Source organism: Actinocatenispora rupis (assembly GCF_016861975.1).
GTDB classification, from domain to species: Bacteria; Actinomycetota; Actinomycetes; order Mycobacteriales; family Micromonosporaceae; genus Actinocatenispora; species Actinocatenispora rupis.
Map to the genome: position 1 here is coordinate 106,444 of NZ_BOMB01000001.1, position 17,721 is coordinate 124,164.

The window sequence follows — 17,721 nt, forward strand, 5'->3', positions numbered from 1 at the left end:
GGTTGGCCCTGCGCGCCCGATCGGGGACAGTCGTCGACGGACACGCGCCGTCACTGACCGTCAGCCGGCGCACAGCCAGTACCTCGGTTCGGCTCGTAGGGTCTGGCACCAGCAGGCGTCGAGCGGCCGGAGGTGGCGGTGGGGCAGGGTGCGGCGCGCCGCCCGGTGGCGGGTCTGGTCCGGTGGACCGTGTCGGCGTTGCCCAGCCCCCGCCGTACTCCGGTGACCTTCACGTACCTGGCGATCCTGCTGGTGACGACGGCCGTGCTGTACCTGGTCGGTGCGGGCACGGCGGAGCGGTTGCTGGACGCGTCGAGTACCAATCTGGACCAGTTGACGAGCAATCCGGTACGGGCGCTTCTCACGTCGGGGATGTGGCTGCCGGGCCGGCACTGGCTGCCGTACGCGCTGGGTTTCGCGGTGTCGTTGGCTCCGCTGGAGCGGCGGCTGGGCGGCTGGCGCACGATGCTGGTGGCCGGTACCGGGCACGTCCTGGTGAGCCTGCTGACCGAGGGCGCGGTGGCGGTCGGGATCGGCCTGCACTGGTTGCCCGCGGCGCAGGCGTCGCAGCAGGACGTGGGCGCGAGCTACCTGCTGATGACCTCGATCGGCGCCATGTTGGGCCTGCTGCCCACGGTGGTGCGCTGGCCGGTACTCGCGACGGCGGTCGTCTCGTTGGCGGTGCCGGTGATCGCCGACCCGGACATGACGGCGGTCGGGCACCTGCTGTGTCTGGGGGTCGGGGTCGGCTTCTGGCTGTTGCTGCGCCGGCGCGGCGTGCTCGGCACGATGTGGCCGGGCGCCCTCCCGTGGGTACGGCTGCGGACGGTGCGGCGGCGCGCCGAGGTGGTCACCGCCGACGCGGAAGCAGCACCCTGAGCACGGTGAGCGCCAGGTACCCGGTGCCGGCGGCGCCCGCGACGAGGGCGACCAGCGCGGCGGTCGTGGCGCCGAGCCCGCCGGTGATCATCAGCGCCGCGTAGGCCGCGGTGGCGACGACCGCGAACCCACCCAGATACCCCAGGTACGCCGGCCAGCGGAACGCGGGCGCGTCGCCAGTGTGCGCCGGCCGCCGCCGGTCGAGCCGTACCGAGCGGGCCACGGCGGCGAGCAGTACGAGCAGGACGGCGACGGTACCGGCGAGGGTGACCGGGTCGAGCCGGTACCGTACGGCGCCGACGACGGACCAGGCGACGGCCACGACCGCCGCGCCGGCCACGACGGGCGCCGGCACCCGGCCGACCGGGCCGCCCCACCGGCAGTACGCGGCGACGAGCAGGGTCAGCGTGCCGGCGTTGACGACGAGCGCGGCCGCGAACACGGTCGGCTCCTGGTGGCCGAACCCGGCGAACACCCCGGTCAGTACGGGCAGCGCGACGAGCAGGGCGCGCAGCTGGACGCGCGGCAGCGTCCCCGCGTACGGGGTGCCGAACACCGCGGCGCCGAGCAGTACGGGCACGACGGCCGAGAGGACCGGATGGTACGTGCCGACGAGGGTGGCGAACTCCCACGGCGCGAAGCCGCCGATGGGCGGGAGTACCGGGTGCGGGCCGCCGGCGCGCGCCCACACCGCGTGCGTCCCGAACGCCTCGCCGGCGAGACCGACGACCGCGCCGACCAGGTACAGGGTGCGGACGGAGAGCGGGCCGTACCGGCCGATCAGGGCGGCGAGCAGCACCGCGTACGGCAGGTACGTGAGGAGGCCGGCGGGGCCGAGCAGCGGCGCCGGGCGCGCGCTGTCGACGTACTCGGTGCACAGCAGGGCGACGTAGGCGAAGAGGGCGAAGCCGAGCAGGGCGCCGGGCCACCGACGGCGGGGCCGCGGGACGACCGGTACGACGGTGCTCGGTGCGACCTCGGTGGACATGGGCACACCGTAATGCGGGGCAAACGTCGCGCGCTGCCCCCGACCACCCTCCGATGAACGTGACATTTTCTCGCGTAACTCTGGATTGTCGGGAAATGATCAATCATTCTGATTATGACCAGTTGGCGATAGTTGTCCGGAAGTGAGGTGGACCCGATGAGAGCATCACGTGGTCGCTGGAGACTCGCGCTCGGTCTGGCCGTCGGCGCCGTGCTCGCGCTCGTGGTGGGCGTCGCCGGGCCGGCGTCCGCGGCGACCCAGACCGTGGCGTACCAGTTCCAGGCCAGTGCGGCCGGGCAGACCGGGACCGGCACGCTCGACCAGGACATCGACGCGACCGCGCCGGCGAGCGCGACCGCCGGCTCCGCGGTGCAGGTCGTCATCGACCCGGCCCCGAACACCGTGCCGACCGACGCGTCCGGCTACCCGGTCAAGGACATCAAGAACGTCAAGATCCTCCTGCCCGTACCGGCGAACTCGAGCTACGTGTCGGCCACGGTGTCCGGCGGCGCCAACCTCGGCGGTACGCCCACCGTCGGGCTCGACGGCGGCAACGTCGTGCTCACCGTGCCCGGACCGATCGCCGGCGGCTCGTCGTTCGAGCTGCCGACCATCACCCTCGACCTGACGGCCGGCACGTCCGGCAGCATCGACGTACGGCTCGGCGGCACGAGCTACTCCGACCCCGGCCTGACCTTCACCGCCGACGTGACCGTGCTCGGCATCCCGGTGGCCGCCTCCGCGGTGGCGTACCCGGACCCGAACCCGACGCTGTCGAGTACCGCGATCGGCTGATCAGCCCGCGCCGTGCGGCCCGTCCGTACGGCGCGGCTCCGGCTGGCACGACGGGCACCAGTACGTGACGCGGCCGTCGGGTGGGCCGTCGGACTGTTCGGCCCGGCGTACCGGGGTGCCGCAGCGGCGGCAGGGACGCCGGGCCCGGCCGTACACGAAGGTGCGCTCGCCGGGGCGGTCGACGCCGGTGGTGACCTGCGACCAGCGGTCCCGGTTGGCGGTGAGGACCTCGTGCGCGAGCCGGACGAGCCCGGGCAGGTCGGGCACGTCGCGTACCGGCGCCCACGGAGAGACGCCGCGCAGGAACGCCAGCTCCGACTTGTACAGGTTGCCGATGCCGGCCAGGTTGCGCTGGTCGAGCAGGGCGGGGCCGATCGGCCGGTCGGGAGCGGCCGCGAGCCGGCGTACCGCCTCGGCCGCATCCCAGTCGTCGCCGAGCAGGTCCGGGCCGAGGTGCCCGACCAGCCGCGACTCCTGCGCCGTCGGTACGAGGGCGAGATCGTGCACCCGGTCGCCGATGGCGAGTACGCGGTCGGTGGCGAGCACGACGCGCACGGTGTGCCCCGGCCGGTACGCCCGGCCCGCGGGGCGGATCAGCCACCGGCCGTCCATCCGCAGGTGCGAGTGCAGGGTGAAGCGGCGCCCGTCGCGGTCGAGCCGGACCAGCAGATGCTTGCCACGACTGGCGACGCGGTCCACCCGCCAGCCGCGCAGGTCCACTGTGGACAGTGCGGGCACCCGGAGGTCGGCACCGGTCAGCGTCGCACCGGCGAGCGCCCGGTCGAGATCCCGGGCGTGCAGCCAGACCGTGTCCCCCTCCGGCATCGCGTCACGCGGGGGAGAGCCGGAGGACGTCGCCGGGCCCCAGCGCGTACCGCTCGGCGGCGGAGCCGCCGTTGACGGCCAGCGTCACCAGGTCCGCGGAATCCAGGTACAGCACGGGATCCCCGCCGTCGACCGACCCGAACGTGTCACCCGCCGCCACCCGGAAACCGGTCGCGCCCGCCGCCACCGAGACCGTCACCGTACGGCCCAGCTCCGCCATGATCTCCGGCCCCGCCGCCAGCTGCACGTTGCCGAACCGGTCCACCGTCAACACCTCGACCTCCATGTACCCGTGGCCACAGCGCAGTACCGGCTCGGGCAGGGTGACCAGCTCGTCCGGGTCGAGCGGCGTGCCGGCCTCGGCGATGTGCCGGCCGACCGCGAGCCGCGCGGCCACCGGCGCGAACACGTCCCGGCCGTGGAACGTGCTGCGGACGTGGTCCAGATGCCACTCCGGCCGGTCGAGTACGACGACGCGGCGGGCGCCGCCCAGCTCCCGCGCCGCCCACGGCAGCAGCCCGTTGTCCGGCCCGACCAGAACGCTGTCGCCCGCCTCGACCGCCACCGCCCGCCGGGTCGTCCCCACGCCCGGGTCGACCACCGCCAGGTGCACCGACGGCGGCAGGTACGGCACCGTCTGCGCGAGCACCACCGCGCCCCGCCGTACGTCGCCCGGCGGCACGTGGTGGGTGACGTCGAGCACCGGTACGCCGGGGGCGATGCCCGCCATGACGCCCTTGCACGCCGCCACGAACCCGTCCACCGTGCCGTAGTCGGTGGTGAAGCTGATCCAGCCGTACCCGGTGTCTCCCACGGCGGTCAGCGTACGTCGAGGCGGTGTTCGAGGTGCGGTTCGTCGCGCAGCTCGATGCCGTACGCGCCGACCGTCGGGATCGTCGGCTTCCGGCGGCGGGCACGGTCCACGGCGCCCGGGTCGACGGCGATCAGGCGCATCCCGCGCCGCTGGTGGAAGCGCAGCGCATCGAGGTCGGGACGTGGGGCAGCCGGGATGACGTGGCAGGCCGCCGGATGTGGAAGGGTGCCGGACCGCGCGGCGGCGGCCGGATCGGCGCGGTAGCGTCGGCCGGGTCAGCGACGCCGGTACGGACGGGTTGGATCATGCGGCTTCGGATCTTCACCGAGCCCCAGCAGGGGGCGACCTACGACGAGCTGCTGCGGGTGGCGCGGCGGGCCGAGGACTGCGGTTTCGACGCGTTCTTCCGGAGCGACCACTACCTGAAGATGGGCGACGGGAGCGGCGAGCCGGGGCCGACCGACGCGTGGATCACGCTGGCCGGGCTGGCCCGCGACACGTCGCGGATCCGGCTGGGCACGCTGATGTCGGCGGCGACGTTCCGGCTGCCGGGGCCGCTGGCGGTGGCCGTCGCGCAGGTCGACCAGATGTCCGGCGGGCGCGTCGAGTTCGGCATCGGCAGCGGGTGGTACGCCGAGGAGCACGAGGCGTACGGGATCCCGTTCCCGTCGCTGGCCGAGCGTTTCGAGCGGTACGCCGAGCAGCTCGCCATCGTCACCGGACTGTGGGAGACCCCGGCCGGCAAGACCTTCTCGTACCAGGGGCGGCACTACACGCTGACGGACGCGCCGGGGCTGGTGCGGACGGCGCAGACGCCGCGCCCGCCGGTACTGGTCGGTGGCTCCGGGAAGCGGCGCACGCCGGCGCTGGCGGCGACGTACGCGGACGAGTTCAACGTGCCGTTCGCCGCGGCGGACGAGACCGGGCGGCTGTTCGACGGCGTACGGCAGGCCTGCCGGGACGCCGGCCGCGACCCCGCCGACCTGGTGTACTCGGCGGCCCAGGTGCTGTGCTGCGGCGCGACCGACGCCGAGCTGCGCCGCCGGGCCGACGCGATCGGCCGCGACCTCGCGGAGTTGCGTACCAACGGGCTGGCCGGGACGCCCGCCGAGATCGTCGACAAGATCGGCACGTACGCCGAGCGTGGCGCGTCCCGGATGTACCTCCAGACGTTGGACCTGTCCGACCTGGACCATCTTGACCTGGTTGCGTCGGAGGTCCTGCCGCACCTCGGCTGAGCTTCACGACCGGTACCTTTTCCGGCCTCTTGATCGTCATGGGGCGCTGGTGCAGTATGCCGGCAACCTGACGAGGAGGTCGGATGACCGTACTGAGCAGACGGGCACTGTTGGGCGGGGCCGGCGCGATGGCCGCGGCCACGGCGATCGGCACCCCCGCGTACGCGAGCGACGCGGCACGGGACACCACCGGCCGGGAGTACGTCGAGGTGCAGCTCCTCGACATCACCGACTTCCACGGCAACAACCGCACGCCGACGTCCGCGGCGGACGGCTGGATCCCGGCCGGCCCCAACGGGGAGAGCATCAACGTCGGCGGTGCCGCGTACCTGGCGACGCACCTCGCGCGGCTGCGCGCGCCGCGCAACTCGATCTTCTTCTCGGCCGGCGACAACTTCTGCGGCAGCCAGCCGCTGGACAACAAGATGCTGTCCGACGAGTCGACCGTCGAGGTACTCAACGCGCTCGGGCTGCAGTTCTCCGCGCTCGGCAACCACGAGTTCGACTACGGCGTCGACTACCTGCTCGACCACATGATCGACGGGCGGCCGGTCGGCGTACCAGGGCGTGACTCGGACTTCGTCGACTCCACCGGCCGGCGCTTCCGTGGCCTCGCCTTCCCGTACTACTCGGCGAACATCCTGTGGCGCTCGACCGGCAAGCCCGTGCTGGCGCCGTACAACGTCGAGTGGGCGGTCGGTGCGGACGGCCGGCGATACCCGATCGGGTTCATCCACCTCACGCTCACCGGTACGCCGACCGGATCCAGCTCGTACAACCCGGATCTGACCAGCATCGACGAGGCCGAGGCCGCCAACCGGTACGCGAAGGTGTTGAAGGACAAGGGGATCCGGGCGATCGTCGTGGTGGTGCACGACGGGGCGCAGCAGAACGACAACTGGCACGCGCCCATCAACGGGTCCGACATGTCGACCGGACCGGCGCTGCAGCTCGCCGCCACCATCGACCCGGACGTGTGCGCCATCGTCACCGGCCACTGGCACTGGTGGTTCAACGCGATGCTGCCCGACCCGGCCGGCAACCCGCGCCCCGTCGTCGAGGCCAGCCACGCCGGGCAGATGATCAACGAGATCCTGCTGCGGCTGGACCCGGACACCGGTGCGCCGTTGCGCGACCTGACCGTGTCGACCAACCACGCGGTCACCCTCGACGTCGACCCGGACCCGCGGATCGCCCGCATCGTCGACTACTGGACCGCCCGCGGCAAGGAACGGTACGACACCGTCGCCGGTCACCTCACCGCCGACATCACCCCGACGCTGTCGTCGACGGGGGAGAGCTCGATGGGTGAGCTCGGCGCCGACCTCCTCTACTGGTCGGCCAACCGGCACCGGGACGGCCACGCCGACTTCGCGATCGCCGCAGCCAAGCCGATCACCGGTTCCAACGCCTTCGCCGGCACCCTCTCCTACGCCAAGGGCACGACGTCCGCCGCCGACGCCGACGGCGTCATCCTGTACGGCGAGGCGTACGCGCAGCTCGGGTACGAGAACCCGATCCTGTCGGTGACGCTGACCGGGCAGCAGATCCACGACGCGCTCGAACAGCAGTGGCAGACGCAGGCGAACGGGACCGTGAAGTACGGTCCGCTGAACTTCTCGGCGAACGTGCGCGCCACGTTCGACGTGCGGCGTCCGGTGGGGGACCGGGTCGACCCGGCCGCGTTCCTCATCGACGGCGTGCCGCTCGACCCGGCCCGCTCGTACCGTGTCGCGGGGCTGGGGTACACGCTCATCGGCGCCGACGGGTACAAGGCGCTGAGCGGCTTCACCGACCCGTACCGGAACGGGCGCGACCACGAGGAGTTCATCGCGTACCTGCGGTCGCGCCCGTCGATCGGCCCGTCGCCGCTGGACCGGGTGACGATCCTGCGCTGACCGCCGGACCGTCCACAGTGGATGGTCAGTCCCAGCAGAGGCAGAACGGGTGGCCGACCGGGTCGAGGTAGACCCGCCACTGGCCACCCGGCTGCGTCTCCGGCTTCGTCGCGCCCAGCGCGAGCAGCTTCTCCTCCGCGGCGTCCACGCCGTCCGCCGGCACGTCCAGATCCAGGTGGAACTGCTGCGGCCGGGTCGGGTCGGGCCAGGTCGGCGCCTGGTAGTCGGGCGCCAGCTGGAACGACAGCCGTACGCCGGCGCCGTCGTCGGCCAGGTCCACCCAGTCGTCCTCGACCTCGACGATCGGCGCGCCGGTGAGTTCCGCGTAGAACGCCGCGAGCGCCTGCGGGTCCGGGCAGTCCAGGACGACCGCCTTCAGGCGGGCGATGCCGGTCATGATGAGTCCCTCCGTTGTAACCAGTGAACGCAGTATGCCGGTTGCACGCGCCCACGTGCAACCGGTTCCGCCCGTACGGTGGTCACGGGGGTCAGGCGCGGAGGCGCAGGCCGCGCGGGGTGACCCGGAAACCGGCCGTGGTCAACGCGGCGGACAGCGGCGTCGACTGCACCGGCGCGCCGTCCGCCCGCTCCACCGCCAACGCGCCCAGTACGCCGGACCGGACCGCGCCGGCCAGCGCCGTCGCCGCCGCCGACAGGGTCGGCTCGTCGTCGGTGAACGACAGCAGGGTGCGGCCGCCGCGCTCCACGTACAGCGCGAGGTCGCCGTCGACGAGCACCACCAGCGCGCCCGCCTTACGCCCCGGCCGGTGCCCCGACGCCTCGCCGTCGACCGCGGAACGGTCCGGCCACGGCAGGGCCGCCCCGTACGGGTTGGCGGGGTCGGTGGCCGCCAGCACCAGCGGATCCACCGGCCGTTCCGGCCGCCGCCCCCACCCCACACTGTCCACATCGGACGAACGGTCCGCCAGCGCGCGCAGCCGGTCCACCGCCCCCGGCACCGCGAACTGCGCCGCCCCCAACGACTCCACGAAGTACCCCCGGCGCGCGGCTCCCCGCTCCTCCAACGCGGCGAGCACCGGGTACACCCCGGCGAAGCCACCCGGTACCTGCTCGGCGACCACCGCGCCGCGGGTCAGGACGCCGTGCCGCTCCAGGAGTGCCTCGGCGCGTGCGGCGGCCCGGCGGGTCGGATCCGGATCCCGGTCCGGCAACCGGTACCAGCGGCCCGCGGCAATCGGCGGCCCGGCCCGGGTCGGCAGCGCACCCCGGCGCAGCGGCGCGGGCCGGCGGTACCGGGAGCGCGAAGGTGCCGGTCGCGACCGGTGCGCGCCGCCGCCGGACAGCAGGGCGCGCAGCGGCGCGAGCGTGTCGTTCGACAGGTGCCCGGCCCAGACCAGGTCCCACAGCGCCCCGGTCAGCTCCTCGTCGGTGACCGGCGCGCCGAGCGCGGTCCCGACCCGGTCGGCCAGGTCACGGAAGAACAGCGCCTGCCCGCCGTCCAGCGCGTCCAGCAGCGCCGCCGGCAGTACGCCCTCGGCGAGGCCCGGCTCCGGCGGCGGCAGTACCAGCTCCGCGGTGTCGGCGAACGCGAGCGCCACGTACCCGTCGGAGGACGGCAACGCGCCCGCGCCGGCCCACACCACCTCGCCCGAGGCGCACAACTGGTCCAGGTATGCCGGGGTGTAGTCGGCGACGCGGGCCGGCAGTACCAGCCGCTCCAGCGCGGACGCCGGTAGCGCCACGCCGGCCAGCTGCTCGATCGCGCCCGCCACCGCGTCCACCCCGCGGGCACCCTCGCCGACGTGCTGCCAGCGCGGCAGGAACGCGGCCAGCGCGCGCGGCGGCGACGGCTCGATCTCCTTGCGCAGCGCGGCGAGCGAGCGCCGCCGCAGGATCCGCAGCACCTCCGCGTCGCACCACTCGGTGCCCGTCCCGCCCGGGGTGAACTCGCCGGTCACCAGCCGGCCCGACGCGGCCAGCCGGCGCAGCCCCTCCTCGACCACTGCGACACCCAGCCCGAACCGGGCCGCACAGGTCGCCGCGTGGAACGGGCCGTGCGAGCGCGCGTACCGCACGAGGAGGTCACCGAGGGGATCGGCGACCGGCTCCGTGAACGCCTCCGGTACGCCGACGGGCAGCGCCACGCCGAGCGCGTCCCGGACCCGGCCGGCGTCCTCGATCGCGAGGAACCGGTCCGTACCGGCGATCCGGACGACGATGGCGCGGCGCGCGGCGACCAGCTCGGTCAGCCAGTCGACGTCCATGCCCCGCTCCGAAGCCTCCACAGTGGACAGATCGCCGACCAGTCGCAGGATCTCCGCCGCGTCCTCCGCGTCGCGCGCCCGCCGGTCCGCCGACAGCCACTGCAACCGGCGCTCGGTCTCCGCCACCACCGCCGGATCCAGCAGCTCCCGCAGCTCGGCCGCGCCCAGCAGCTCCGCCAGCAGCGTCGGATCCAGCTCCAGCGCGGCGGCCCGGCGCTCGGCGAGCGGCGCGTCCCCCTCGTACAGGAAGGCGCCGACGTAACCGAACAGCAGGGAGCGGGCGAACGGCGACGGGCGCGGCGTCTCCACCTCCACCAGGCGTACCGACCGGGAGGCGACCGAGCGCATCAGGTCGGTGAGGGCCGGCAGGTCGAACACGTCGCGCAGGCACTCCCGGGCCGCCTCCAGCGTGATCGGGAAGTCGGCGAAGTCCCGCGCCACGTCGAGCAGCTGCGCCGCCCGCTGCCGTTGCTGCCACAGCGGAGTACGCCGGCGGGGGTCGCGGCGGGGCAGCAGCAACGCCCGCGCCGCGCACTCCCGGAACCGCGCCGCGAACAGCGCGGAGGTCCCGACGGTGGTGCGGACCAGCTCGTCCAGCTCGTCCGGGTCGAACGCGACGAGGTCGGCGCCCGGCGGCTCGTCCGCCGTGTCCGGCAACCGTACGACGATGCCGTCGTCGGCGGGCTGCGCCTGCGCGTCCAGCCCGTACCGCTCGCGCAGCCGGGCGGCGATCGCCAGCGCCCACGGCGCGTTGACCCGCTGGCCGAACACCGAGTGCACCACCAGCCGCCAGTCGCCCAGCTCGTCCCGGAACCGCTCCACCAGCACCGTCCGGTCGTCCGGTACGTGCCGCGCGGACTCCCGCTGCTCCGCCACGTACCGCAGGAGGTTGCCGGTGGCCCAGTCGTCCAGGCCCGCGTCGCGCAGCCGGGCACCGGCCTGCTCGTCGTCGGCGCGCGACAGGCCGCGCAGCAGCCCGCCGATCGCCTTGCCCAGCTCCGCCGGCCGCCCCACCGTGTCGCCCTTCCAGAACGGCATCCGGGCCGCGGCACCCGGCGCCGGGGACACCAGCACCCGGTCCGGCGTGATGTCCTCGATCCGCCAACTCGTCGAACCCAGCAGGAACACGTCGCCGACGCGCGACTCGTACACCATCTCCTCGTCGAGCTCGCCGACCCGGGCGGCCTTCTCCGCACCCGCCAGGTACACCCCGAACAGGCCGCGGTCGGGGATGGTGCCGCCGGAGATCACGGCGAGCCGCTGGGCGCCGGGCCGGCCCGAGATCCGGTCCGCCGTACGGTCCCAGACCAGTCGGGGCCGCAGCTCCGCGAACGCCTGCGACGGGTACCGGCCGGCCAGCATGTCGAGTACCCCGGACAGCGCGGAGGCGGGCAGCTCCGCGAACGGCGCGGCCCGGCGTACCAGAGTGGCGAGCTCCGGCACGGACCAGTCGTCCAGCGCGACCATCGCGACGATCTGCTGCGCGAGCACGTCGAGCGGGTTGCGCGGATAGTGCAGCTCCTCGATCGCGCCCGCGCGCATCCGGGTCGCGACCACCGTGCACGGCGCGAGGTCCCCGCGGTGCTTGGGAAACACCACGCCGACGCTCGGCGCGCCCACCTGGTGCCCGGCCCGGCCGACCCGCTGCAGCCCGGACGCCACGCTCGGCGGCGCCTCCACCTGTACGACCAGGTCGACCGCGCCCATGTCGATGCCCAGCTCCAGGCTCGACGTGGCGACCACGGCGGGAAGCCGGCCCGACTTCAGCTCCTCCTCGATGTGCTTGCGTTCCTCCCGGGACACCGAACCGTGGTGCGCGCGGGCGATCACCGCCTCCGCGCCCGCCGCCACCCCCGACTCGGCGATCGCCTCCGCCGGGAACACGAACGAAGGTCCCGACTCCCTTGATGCATCACGCCCGGGACTCGGAACCTTCGCCGGATCGGGCAGCGGACCGCCCGCCAGCCGCTCGGCGTGCAGCTCGTTGAGCCGGGCGCACAGCCGCTCCGCCAGGCGCCGCGAGTTCGCGAAGACGATCGTGGACCGGTGCGCCAGGATCAGGTCCAGCACCCGGCTCTCCACCGCCGGCCAGATCGACGGGCGGCGCGTCGGCGCGGCGGCCGGATCGTACGACTCGTCGGGGTCCTCGGCGGGCAGCTCGTCCAGCGCCGTCATGTCCTCCACCGGCACCTGTACGGACAGCTCGACGGTCTTCTCCGCCGGCGGCGCCACCACCGCGACGGGCCGGCTGCCGGCGAGGAACCGCGCCGTCTCCTCGACCGGCCGTATGGTGGCGGACAGGCCGATGCGCTGCGCCGGGCGCTCCAGCAGCTCGTCCAGCCGTTCCAGGGAGAGCGCGAGGTGCGCGCCGCGTTTCGTCGCGCAGACCGCGTGCACCTCGTCGACGATGACCGTCTCGACCCCGCGCAGCGACTCCCGCGCCGCCGAGGTGAGCAGCAGGAACAGCGACTCCGGCGTGGTGATCAGGATGTCCGGCGGCCGGCGGGCGAACCCGCGCCGCTCCGCCGCCGGCGTGTCCCCGGTACGCATCCCGACGGTGATGTCCGGCCGCTCCGCGCCCAGCCGCTGCGCCGCCTGCCCGATCCCGGCCAGCGGCGCCCGCAGGTTGCGCTCGATGTCGACGGCCAGCGCCTTCAACGGGCTCACGTACAGCACGCGGCAGCGGCGGGCCGGGTCGGGCGCCGGCTCGGCCGCGATCCGGTCCAGCGACCAGAGGAACGCGGCCAGCGTCTTGCCCGACCCGGTCGGCGCCACGACCAGCGTGTTCGTCCCGGTCCGGATCGACGCCCACGCGCCGGCCTGGGCCGCGGTCGGCCCGGCGAACGCCCCGCCGAACCACGCCCGCGTCGCCGGCCCGAACCCGGCCAGCCCCTCCTCGGTGTCCACGACGACCATCCTGCCGCGGGGGTCCGACACCCGTCGCCGCTCCCGCCGGGTACGGCTAGCGCAGCAGGCCGCGCAGCCGGTCCCGGGCGTCCGGCCACTCGACGTCCGTCATGGAATAGACCACCCTGTCGCGTGGCGTCCCGTCGGCCCGGATCACGTAGTTGCGGAACACTCCGTCGCGCTTCATGCCGAGCCGTTCGATCGCGCGCTGCGACCGCTCGTTCGCCGTGTCCGTACGCAGGCTCACGCGGATCGCGCCCAGCTCCTCGAACGCCCGGGTCAGCAGCATCAGCTTCGCCTCGGTGTTGATCCCCGTCCGCCACGCGGCCCGCCCCAGCCACGTGTACCCGATCTCCACCCGGCGCGAGTCCGGCGCGATGTCGTAGTACGAGGTCATGCCGACGGCGCGGCCGGTCGCCCGGTCGATCTGTGCCCACGTGACGCGGCTGCCGGCGGCCTGCGCGCGCAGCGCGGTGTCCACCTCCCGCGCCATGTCCGCGGTCGTCTCGGGCCACGGGCCGGTCAGGTGCCGCCACACCTCGCGGTCCCGGCTCGCCGCGTACAGGTCGTCGACGTGCGCGGTGGACAGCGGCTCCAGCCGCACCAGCCGCCCGGCCATCGGCGCCGCCTCGTACCACGGGGAACGCTCGCCCGCGTCGCCCCGCCGCCAGCCGTGCAGGTACGCCGGGAGCACGGTGCCCTCGTCGGTCGGTTCCGGTGCGCCCGCGGTGGTGCGCAGCGGCAACACCCCCGCCCAGTACGGCAGGGCCAGGTCGGCCTCGTCGTCGTTGGCGCCGCCGGACCGTACCTTGGCGGCGGCGTCGGTCAGCGGCAGCGCGAGCACCGCGGTCGCGGCGAGTTCCTGCCGGGTCGGCGGGCGGCTGTCGGCGGCGCGACCGGCGGCGATCTTGTCCACGAGCGCGGCGAGCACCCGCCGCCGGGTGTCCTCGTCCGCCACCGGTACGGCGGTGCCGTGCGCGACCACGGACCGGTAGTTCGCCGAGTGGTGGAACTGGGACCGCGCGAACACCAGCCCGTCGAGCAGCGTGACGGCGACGCTCACCGGGATGCCGGCGGCGCGGCCGGTTTCTCCGCGGCCTTCGCGGAGCGGAGTGCGTCGGCCGGCGAGCATCGGCCGGGAGCCGGTGGAGCCGTGCACGTAGAGCGTGTCGCCGATCCGGACGTGCAGCGTGGGCAGGACCCGCGGGCGGCCGTCGACCACGAACGACAGGTGGCAGTACAGCGCCTCGTCGAGGATCGCGTGCACGGTGTCGGCGTCGCGGCGCATCCGGTCCGGGTACCGGGTCGGGGTGGTCACCGGGGTGGCGGGGTAGCTCATGGGTGTCGTCCTTGCCGCAGGGGTTTTGTTCTAGTACAGTCTTTCAACTGTGCCAGTACGTTATCACGGGAAGACCGCGGCGGAGATCGTCGCCGGCGTCGAGGAACACCTGCGCGCCGGTCGGCTCGGCCCCGGCGACCCCCTGCCCCCCGTCCGTACGCTCGCCGCGGAGCTGTCCGTCAGCGCCGCCACCGTCGCCTCGGCGTACCGGGAACTGCGGCACCGGGCGGTGATCGAGACCGCCGGGCGGGCCGGCACCCGGATCCGCGCCCGGCCCACCGTGGGGCGGATGGCGCTGCGGCTCGACGTACCTGCCGGCGCCCGCGACCTCGCCGAGGGCGGCCCCGACCCTCGCCTGCTGCCCCGGCTCGACGGCCCCCTCGCGCGTCTCGCCGCCAGCCCCGTCTGGCACACCCCCACCACCGGGTACGACCGCGCCGGAGCGCTGCCCGAGCTGCTCACCGCCGCCCGCGACCGGCTCGCCGCCGACGGGGTCGACGCCCCCGCGCTCACCGTCACCAGCGGCGCCCTCGACGGCATCGAGCGCGCTCTCGCCACCCACCTCGGCCCCGGTGACCGGGTCGCCGTCGAGGACCCCGGCTGGGCCAACCTGCTCGACCTGCTCGCCGCGCTGCGCCTGACCCCGGTGCCGGTCCCGCTCGACCGGGACGGCCCGACCGTCGACGGGCTCCGGTCCGCGCTCGCCGCCGGGGCCCGCGCCGTCGTCGTCACCAGCCGGGCGCAGAACCCGACCGGCGCCGCCGTCTCCGCCGACCGGGCCGCCGCCCTGCGCGCCGTCCTGGCCGACCGCCCCGACGTACTCGTGATCGAGGACGACCACGCCGCCGAGCTGTCCGAGCAACCGCTCACCCCCGTGGTCGGCGGTACGGCCGCGTGGGTGTTCGTCCGCTCCGTCTCCAAGCCGTACGGTCCGGACCTGCGGCTCGCGGTGGTCGCCGGGGACGAGGCGACCGTCGACCGGATCGTCGGCCGGCAGCGGCTCGGCGCCGGCTGGGTCTCCACCGTGCTGCAACGGCTCGTCTGCGAACTGTGGTCCGACCCCGACGTCGCGCGCGGCATCCGGCACGCCCGCGAGCAGTACGCGGCACGCCGGGACGGCCTGGTCGCCGCGCTCGCCGACCGCGGCGTCACCGGGTACGGGCGGAGCGGCATCAACGTGTGGATCCCGGTCACGGACGAGACCGCCGCGCTGACCCGGCTCCGCGACGCCGGCTGGGTCGCGGCACCGGGCGCGGCGTACCGGCTGGTCAGTGGGCCGGCGATCCGGCTGACGGTGAGCGGGCTGGACGACACGGACCTGGTACCGCTGGCCGACGCGGTCGCGGCCGCGCTCACCCACCGCCCGGCGCGGTACGGCGCCTGACGGACCGCCGCGGCGACGGGATACCGTCGATGGCGACGCGTTGCGAGGACGGGAGGACCCGGTGCGGCGGACCGATTTCTGGAGCCGGATGGAGCAGGTCTTCGGCCCGGCGTACGCCGCGAGCGTCGCCGCCGACCAGACGCTGCCGGAGCTGTCCGGGCGGACCGTCGACGAGGCGCTCGCCGGCGGCGAGGACACCGTGACGGTCTGGCGCGCGGTCTGCCGGGCGTACTCCGATCGGGTGCCTTCGCGGCTGCGCTGAATCATCCCGCGCGTGTCTACCACGTTCGAACAGACGTTCGGGTACTGTCCACAGCGACAGGTCGTCGTCCACAGGCGCGGGGCGTCGGGTCGTTTCTGTCGGACCCGGCGCATAGCGTGTCAGCCGTGACCAAGCGATCGAACGCCAAGGCAGCAGTAGGGGTGGCAGGCATGGCAGCAGGGGGAGCAAGCCCCGACCGGGCGAAGGCGCTGGATATGGCGCTCGCCCAGATCGACAAGCAGTTCGGCAAGGGCTCGGTGATGCGGCTCGGTGACCGCGCCGCCCAGCCGATCTCCGCGATCCAGACCGGGTCCATCGCGCTCGACGTGGCGCTCGGCATCGGGGGCTACCCGCGCGGCCGGATCATCGAGATCTACGGCCCGGAGTCCTCGGGTAAGACCACCGTCGCGCTGCACGCGGTGGCCAACGCGCAGGCGGCCGGCGGCATCGCGGCGTTCATCGACGCCGAGCACGCCCTCGACCCGGAGTACGCGAAGGCCATCGGGGTCGACACCGACGCCCTGCTGGTGTCCCAGCCGGACACCGGTGAGCAGGCGCTGGAGATCATGGACATGCTGATCCGCTCCGGCGCGATCGACATCGTCGTGATCGACTCGGTGGCCGCCCTGGTGCCGCGCGCCGAGATCGAGGGCGAGATGGGAGACAGCCACGTCGGTCTGCAGGCCCGGCTGATGAGCCAGGCGCTGCGCAAGGTGACCAGCGCGCTCAACAACGCCGGCACCACCGCGATCTTCATCAACCAGCTGCGCGAGAAGATCGGCGTCATGTTCGGCTCGCCGGAGACCACGACCGGCGGTAAGGCGCTGAAGTTCTACGCGTCGGTCCGCCTCGACGTGCGCCGCATCGAGTCGCTGAAGGACGCCGGCGACGTGGTCGGTAACCGTACCCGCGTCAAGGTCGTCAAGAACAAGGTCGCCTCGCCGTTCAAGCAGGCCGAGTTCGACATCATGTACGGCAAGGGCATCAGCCGCGAGGGCTCGCTGATCGACGTCGGCGTCGAGCAGGGGATCATCCGCAAGTCCGGCGCCTGGTACACGTACGAGGGTGACCAGCTCGGCCAGGGCAAGGAGAACGCCCGGCAGTTCATGCGGGACAACCCGGACGTGGCCAACGAGGTGGAGAAGCGGATCAAGGAGAAGATGAGCATCGGTCCGGCCCTGGATGCCGAGGCCCCCGTCGACGCGGCGGCCGAGCCGGTGGACTTCTGAGCCGATGACGGAGCGGCAGCAGGGCCGCCGGGCGTACCGGTCGGGTTCGTCTCGGGCCGACCGTTCCGGCGACCGGGCCGACGGGTCCGGTCGGCAGGCGGGGGAGGGCGGCCGGGGCGGCCCACCGCCCGACCCCCGTCAGCAGGCACGCGACATCTGCCTGCGGTTGCTGGCCGTGCGCCCGCGTACCCGGCTGGAGCTGGCGCGGGCGCTGGCCCGCAAGGGAATCGCCGATGAGGACGCGACCGCCGTACTGGAGCGGTACGGCGAGGTCGGCATGATCGACGACGAGGCGTTCGCGCGGGCCTGGGTGACGTCCCGGCACACCGGGCGCGGCCTGGCTCGCGGCGCGCTGGCCCGTGAGCTGCGGCAGCGCGGCGTGGACGGCGAGACGATCGGCGACGCGCTGACCGAGCTGGACGGCGACACCGAAGCCGCCACGGCGCGCAGCCTGGCGGAGCGTCGGCTCCGGTCGATGTCGTCGGTGCCGCCGGACGTGGCGTTCCGGCGCGTGGTCGGCATGCTCGCCCGCAAGGGATACGCGCCGGGGCTGGCCATGCGTACGGTGCGGGACCTGTTGGCCGAGCGTGCCGACGCCGCCGAGTTCGCCGACGGACTCGACGTCGACGCGCTCACGGACAGTACCGAGGAGTCGGGGTCCGGCGGTCCGGGCTGAGGCTGGCGGAGCGCCCCGATCGGGTGACGCGCCGCCCCATCGACCAGCGGTTCCGGTCCGGCCCGGAGTCGAGGGGCCCGACCGGCGGGTCGTGCGCCGGGCGTGACCGCGCCGCACGGTCCGGGCGGTACGTGCCGTGAGGCGCGAATCGTGGATCCTTGACCGGGCCGGTACGGGGACTTAGCCTCAGCCGTACCAAAGGAGCAGTCCGAACCATGCGGGCAACGGGCCCGCGCCATAGAGCAGCGACACAACGTCATAC

The 17,721-nt window shown here is 74.1% G+C and carries 15 protein-coding genes; 8 read left to right on the plus strand and 7 right to left on the minus strand.

Features of this window, described 5'->3' with window-relative positions; all coding sequences use genetic code 11:
* The first annotated feature begins 138 nt into the window (after positions 1-138).
* Positions 139-879, plus strand: coding sequence for a rhomboid-like protein (locus Aru02nite_RS00560; protein ID WP_203653996.1), 741 nt, complete (start codon positions 139-141; stop codon positions 877-879).
* Here the strand turns inward: Aru02nite_RS00560 and Aru02nite_RS00565 are convergent.
* Positions 851-1,867 carry an AF_0692 family protein gene (locus Aru02nite_RS00565; RefSeq protein ID WP_203653998.1) on the minus strand — a complete coding sequence of 339 codons (1,017 nt, stop codon included), beginning with the start codon at positions 1,865-1,867 and terminating at the stop codon, positions 851-853. The two genes, Aru02nite_RS00560 and Aru02nite_RS00565, sit on opposite strands and share 29 nt — an antisense overlap.
* Positions 1,868-2,023: 156 nt before the next feature.
* On the opposite strand from Aru02nite_RS00565, the gene Aru02nite_RS36365 reads away from it, so the two are divergent.
* Entirely contained in the window at positions 2,024-2,662 is a 639-nt protein-coding gene (locus tag Aru02nite_RS36365; RefSeq protein ID WP_239076245.1) for a cyclodehydratase, read from the plus strand.
* On the opposite strand, the gene Aru02nite_RS00575 is transcribed toward Aru02nite_RS36365, so the two are convergent.
* The 3 genes from Aru02nite_RS00575 to Aru02nite_RS37095 are packed head-to-tail and all read right to left on the minus strand — an operon-like array spanning position 2,663 to position 4,441.
* Entirely contained in the window at positions 2,663-3,487 is an 825-nt protein-coding gene (locus Aru02nite_RS00575) for a DNA-formamidopyrimidine glycosylase family protein (protein ID WP_203654000.1), read from the minus strand. It lies immediately after the preceding gene.
* A 4-nt stretch (positions 3,488-3,491) separates the two neighbouring features.
* On the minus strand, positions 3,492-4,301 hold the full coding sequence (locus tag Aru02nite_RS00580; protein WP_203654002.1) for an SAM hydrolase/SAM-dependent halogenase family protein: 810 nt from the start codon (positions 4,299-4,301) through the stop codon (positions 3,492-3,494).
* Positions 4,302-4,306: 5 nt separating this feature from the next.
* On the minus strand, positions 4,307-4,441 hold the full coding sequence (locus Aru02nite_RS37095; RefSeq protein WP_275408560.1) for a hypothetical protein: 135 nt from the start codon (positions 4,439-4,441) through the stop codon (positions 4,307-4,309).
* A 165-nt stretch (positions 4,442-4,606) separates the two neighbouring features.
* Between Aru02nite_RS37095 and Aru02nite_RS00585 the strand changes: the two genes are divergently transcribed.
* Both Aru02nite_RS00585 and Aru02nite_RS00590 read left to right on the plus strand, forming a co-directional pair.
* Complete coding sequence (locus Aru02nite_RS00585) at positions 4,607-5,539, plus strand: LLM class F420-dependent oxidoreductase (protein ID WP_203654004.1); 933 nt, start codon at positions 4,607-4,609, stop codon at positions 5,537-5,539.
* Between the two features lie 83 nt (positions 5,540-5,622).
* A complete protein-coding gene (locus tag Aru02nite_RS00590) occupies positions 5,623-7,437 on the plus strand; it encodes a bifunctional metallophosphatase/5'-nucleotidase (protein ID WP_203654005.1) in 1,815 nt (604 codons plus the stop codon).
* 25 nt (positions 7,438-7,462) lie between these two features.
* Here the strand turns inward: Aru02nite_RS00590 and Aru02nite_RS00595 are convergent, their stop codons facing one another.
* From Aru02nite_RS00595 to Aru02nite_RS00605, 3 genes are all read right to left on the minus strand, one after another.
* Complete coding sequence (locus Aru02nite_RS00595) at positions 7,463-7,834, minus strand: VOC family protein (protein WP_203654006.1); 372 nt, start codon at positions 7,832-7,834, stop codon at positions 7,463-7,465.
* 91 nt (positions 7,835-7,925) lie between these two features.
* Positions 7,926-12,578, minus strand: a complete 4,653-nt coding sequence (locus Aru02nite_RS00600; protein WP_203654557.1) for an ATP-dependent helicase — start codon at positions 12,576-12,578, stop codon at positions 7,926-7,928.
* Between the two features lie 46 nt (positions 12,579-12,624).
* Entirely contained in the window at positions 12,625-13,908 is a 1,284-nt protein-coding gene (locus Aru02nite_RS00605; protein ID WP_203654007.1) for a bifunctional pyridoxamine 5'-phosphate oxidase family protein/GNAT family N-acetyltransferase, read from the minus strand.
* 49 nt (positions 13,909-13,957) lie between these two features.
* Between Aru02nite_RS00605 and Aru02nite_RS00610 the strand changes: the two genes are divergently transcribed.
* The 4 genes from Aru02nite_RS00610 to Aru02nite_RS00625 all read left to right on the plus strand — a co-directional run bounded on the left by Aru02nite_RS00610 (position 13,958) and on the right by Aru02nite_RS00625 (position 17,459).
* Complete coding sequence (locus Aru02nite_RS00610) at positions 13,958-15,292, plus strand: aminotransferase class I/II-fold pyridoxal phosphate-dependent enzyme (protein ID WP_203654008.1); 1,335 nt, start codon at positions 13,958-13,960, stop codon at positions 15,290-15,292.
* A 61-nt stretch (positions 15,293-15,353) separates the two neighbouring features.
* A complete protein-coding gene (locus Aru02nite_RS00615) occupies positions 15,354-15,554 on the plus strand; it encodes a DUF3046 domain-containing protein (RefSeq protein WP_203654009.1) in 201 nt (66 codons plus the stop codon).
* 170 nt (positions 15,555-15,724) lie between these two features.
* A complete protein-coding gene (gene recA / locus Aru02nite_RS00620; RefSeq protein ID WP_203654010.1) occupies positions 15,725-16,783 on the plus strand; it encodes a recombinase RecA in 1,059 nt (352 codons plus the stop codon).
* A 4-nt stretch (positions 16,784-16,787) separates the two neighbouring features.
* A complete protein-coding gene (locus Aru02nite_RS00625) occupies positions 16,788-17,459 on the plus strand; it encodes a regulatory protein RecX (RefSeq protein WP_203654011.1) in 672 nt (223 codons plus the stop codon).
* Positions 17,460-17,721 lie beyond the last annotated feature (262 nt).

Coding starts and splice junctions, on each gene's coding strand:
- Aru02nite_RS00565 (WP_203653998.1), bottom strand. CDS start 1,867: ATGTCCACCGAGGTCGCACCGAGCACCGTCGTACCGGTCGTCCCGCGG.
- Aru02nite_RS36365 (WP_239076245.1), top strand. CDS start 2,024: ATGAGAGCATCACGTGGTCGCTGGAGACTCGCGCTCGGTCTGGCCGTC.
- Aru02nite_RS00575 (WP_203654000.1), bottom strand. CDS start 3,487: ATGCCGGAGGGGGACACGGTCTGGCTGCACGCCCGGGATCTCGACCGG.
- Aru02nite_RS37095 (WP_275408560.1), bottom strand. CDS start 4,441: ATGCGCCTGATCGCCGTCGACCCGGGCGCCGTGGACCGTGCCCGCCGC.
- Aru02nite_RS00585 (WP_203654004.1), top strand. CDS start 4,607: ATGCGGCTTCGGATCTTCACCGAGCCCCAGCAGGGGGCGACCTACGAC.
- Aru02nite_RS00590 (WP_203654005.1), top strand. CDS start 5,623: ATGACCGTACTGAGCAGACGGGCACTGTTGGGCGGGGCCGGCGCGATG.
- Aru02nite_RS00595 (WP_203654006.1), bottom strand. CDS start 7,834: ATGACCGGCATCGCCCGCCTGAAGGCGGTCGTCCTGGACTGCCCGGAC.
- Aru02nite_RS00600 (WP_203654557.1), bottom strand. CDS start 12,578: ATGGTCGTCGTGGACACCGAGGAGGGGCTGGCCGGGTTCGGGCCGGCG.
- Aru02nite_RS00605 (WP_203654007.1), bottom strand. CDS start 13,908: ATGAGCTACCCCGCCACCCCGGTGACCACCCCGACCCGGTACCCGGAC.
- recA (WP_203654010.1), top strand. CDS start 15,725: ATGGCAGCAGGGGGAGCAAGCCCCGACCGGGCGAAGGCGCTGGATATG.
- Aru02nite_RS00625 (WP_203654011.1), top strand. CDS start 16,788: ATGACGGAGCGGCAGCAGGGCCGCCGGGCGTACCGGTCGGGTTCGTCT.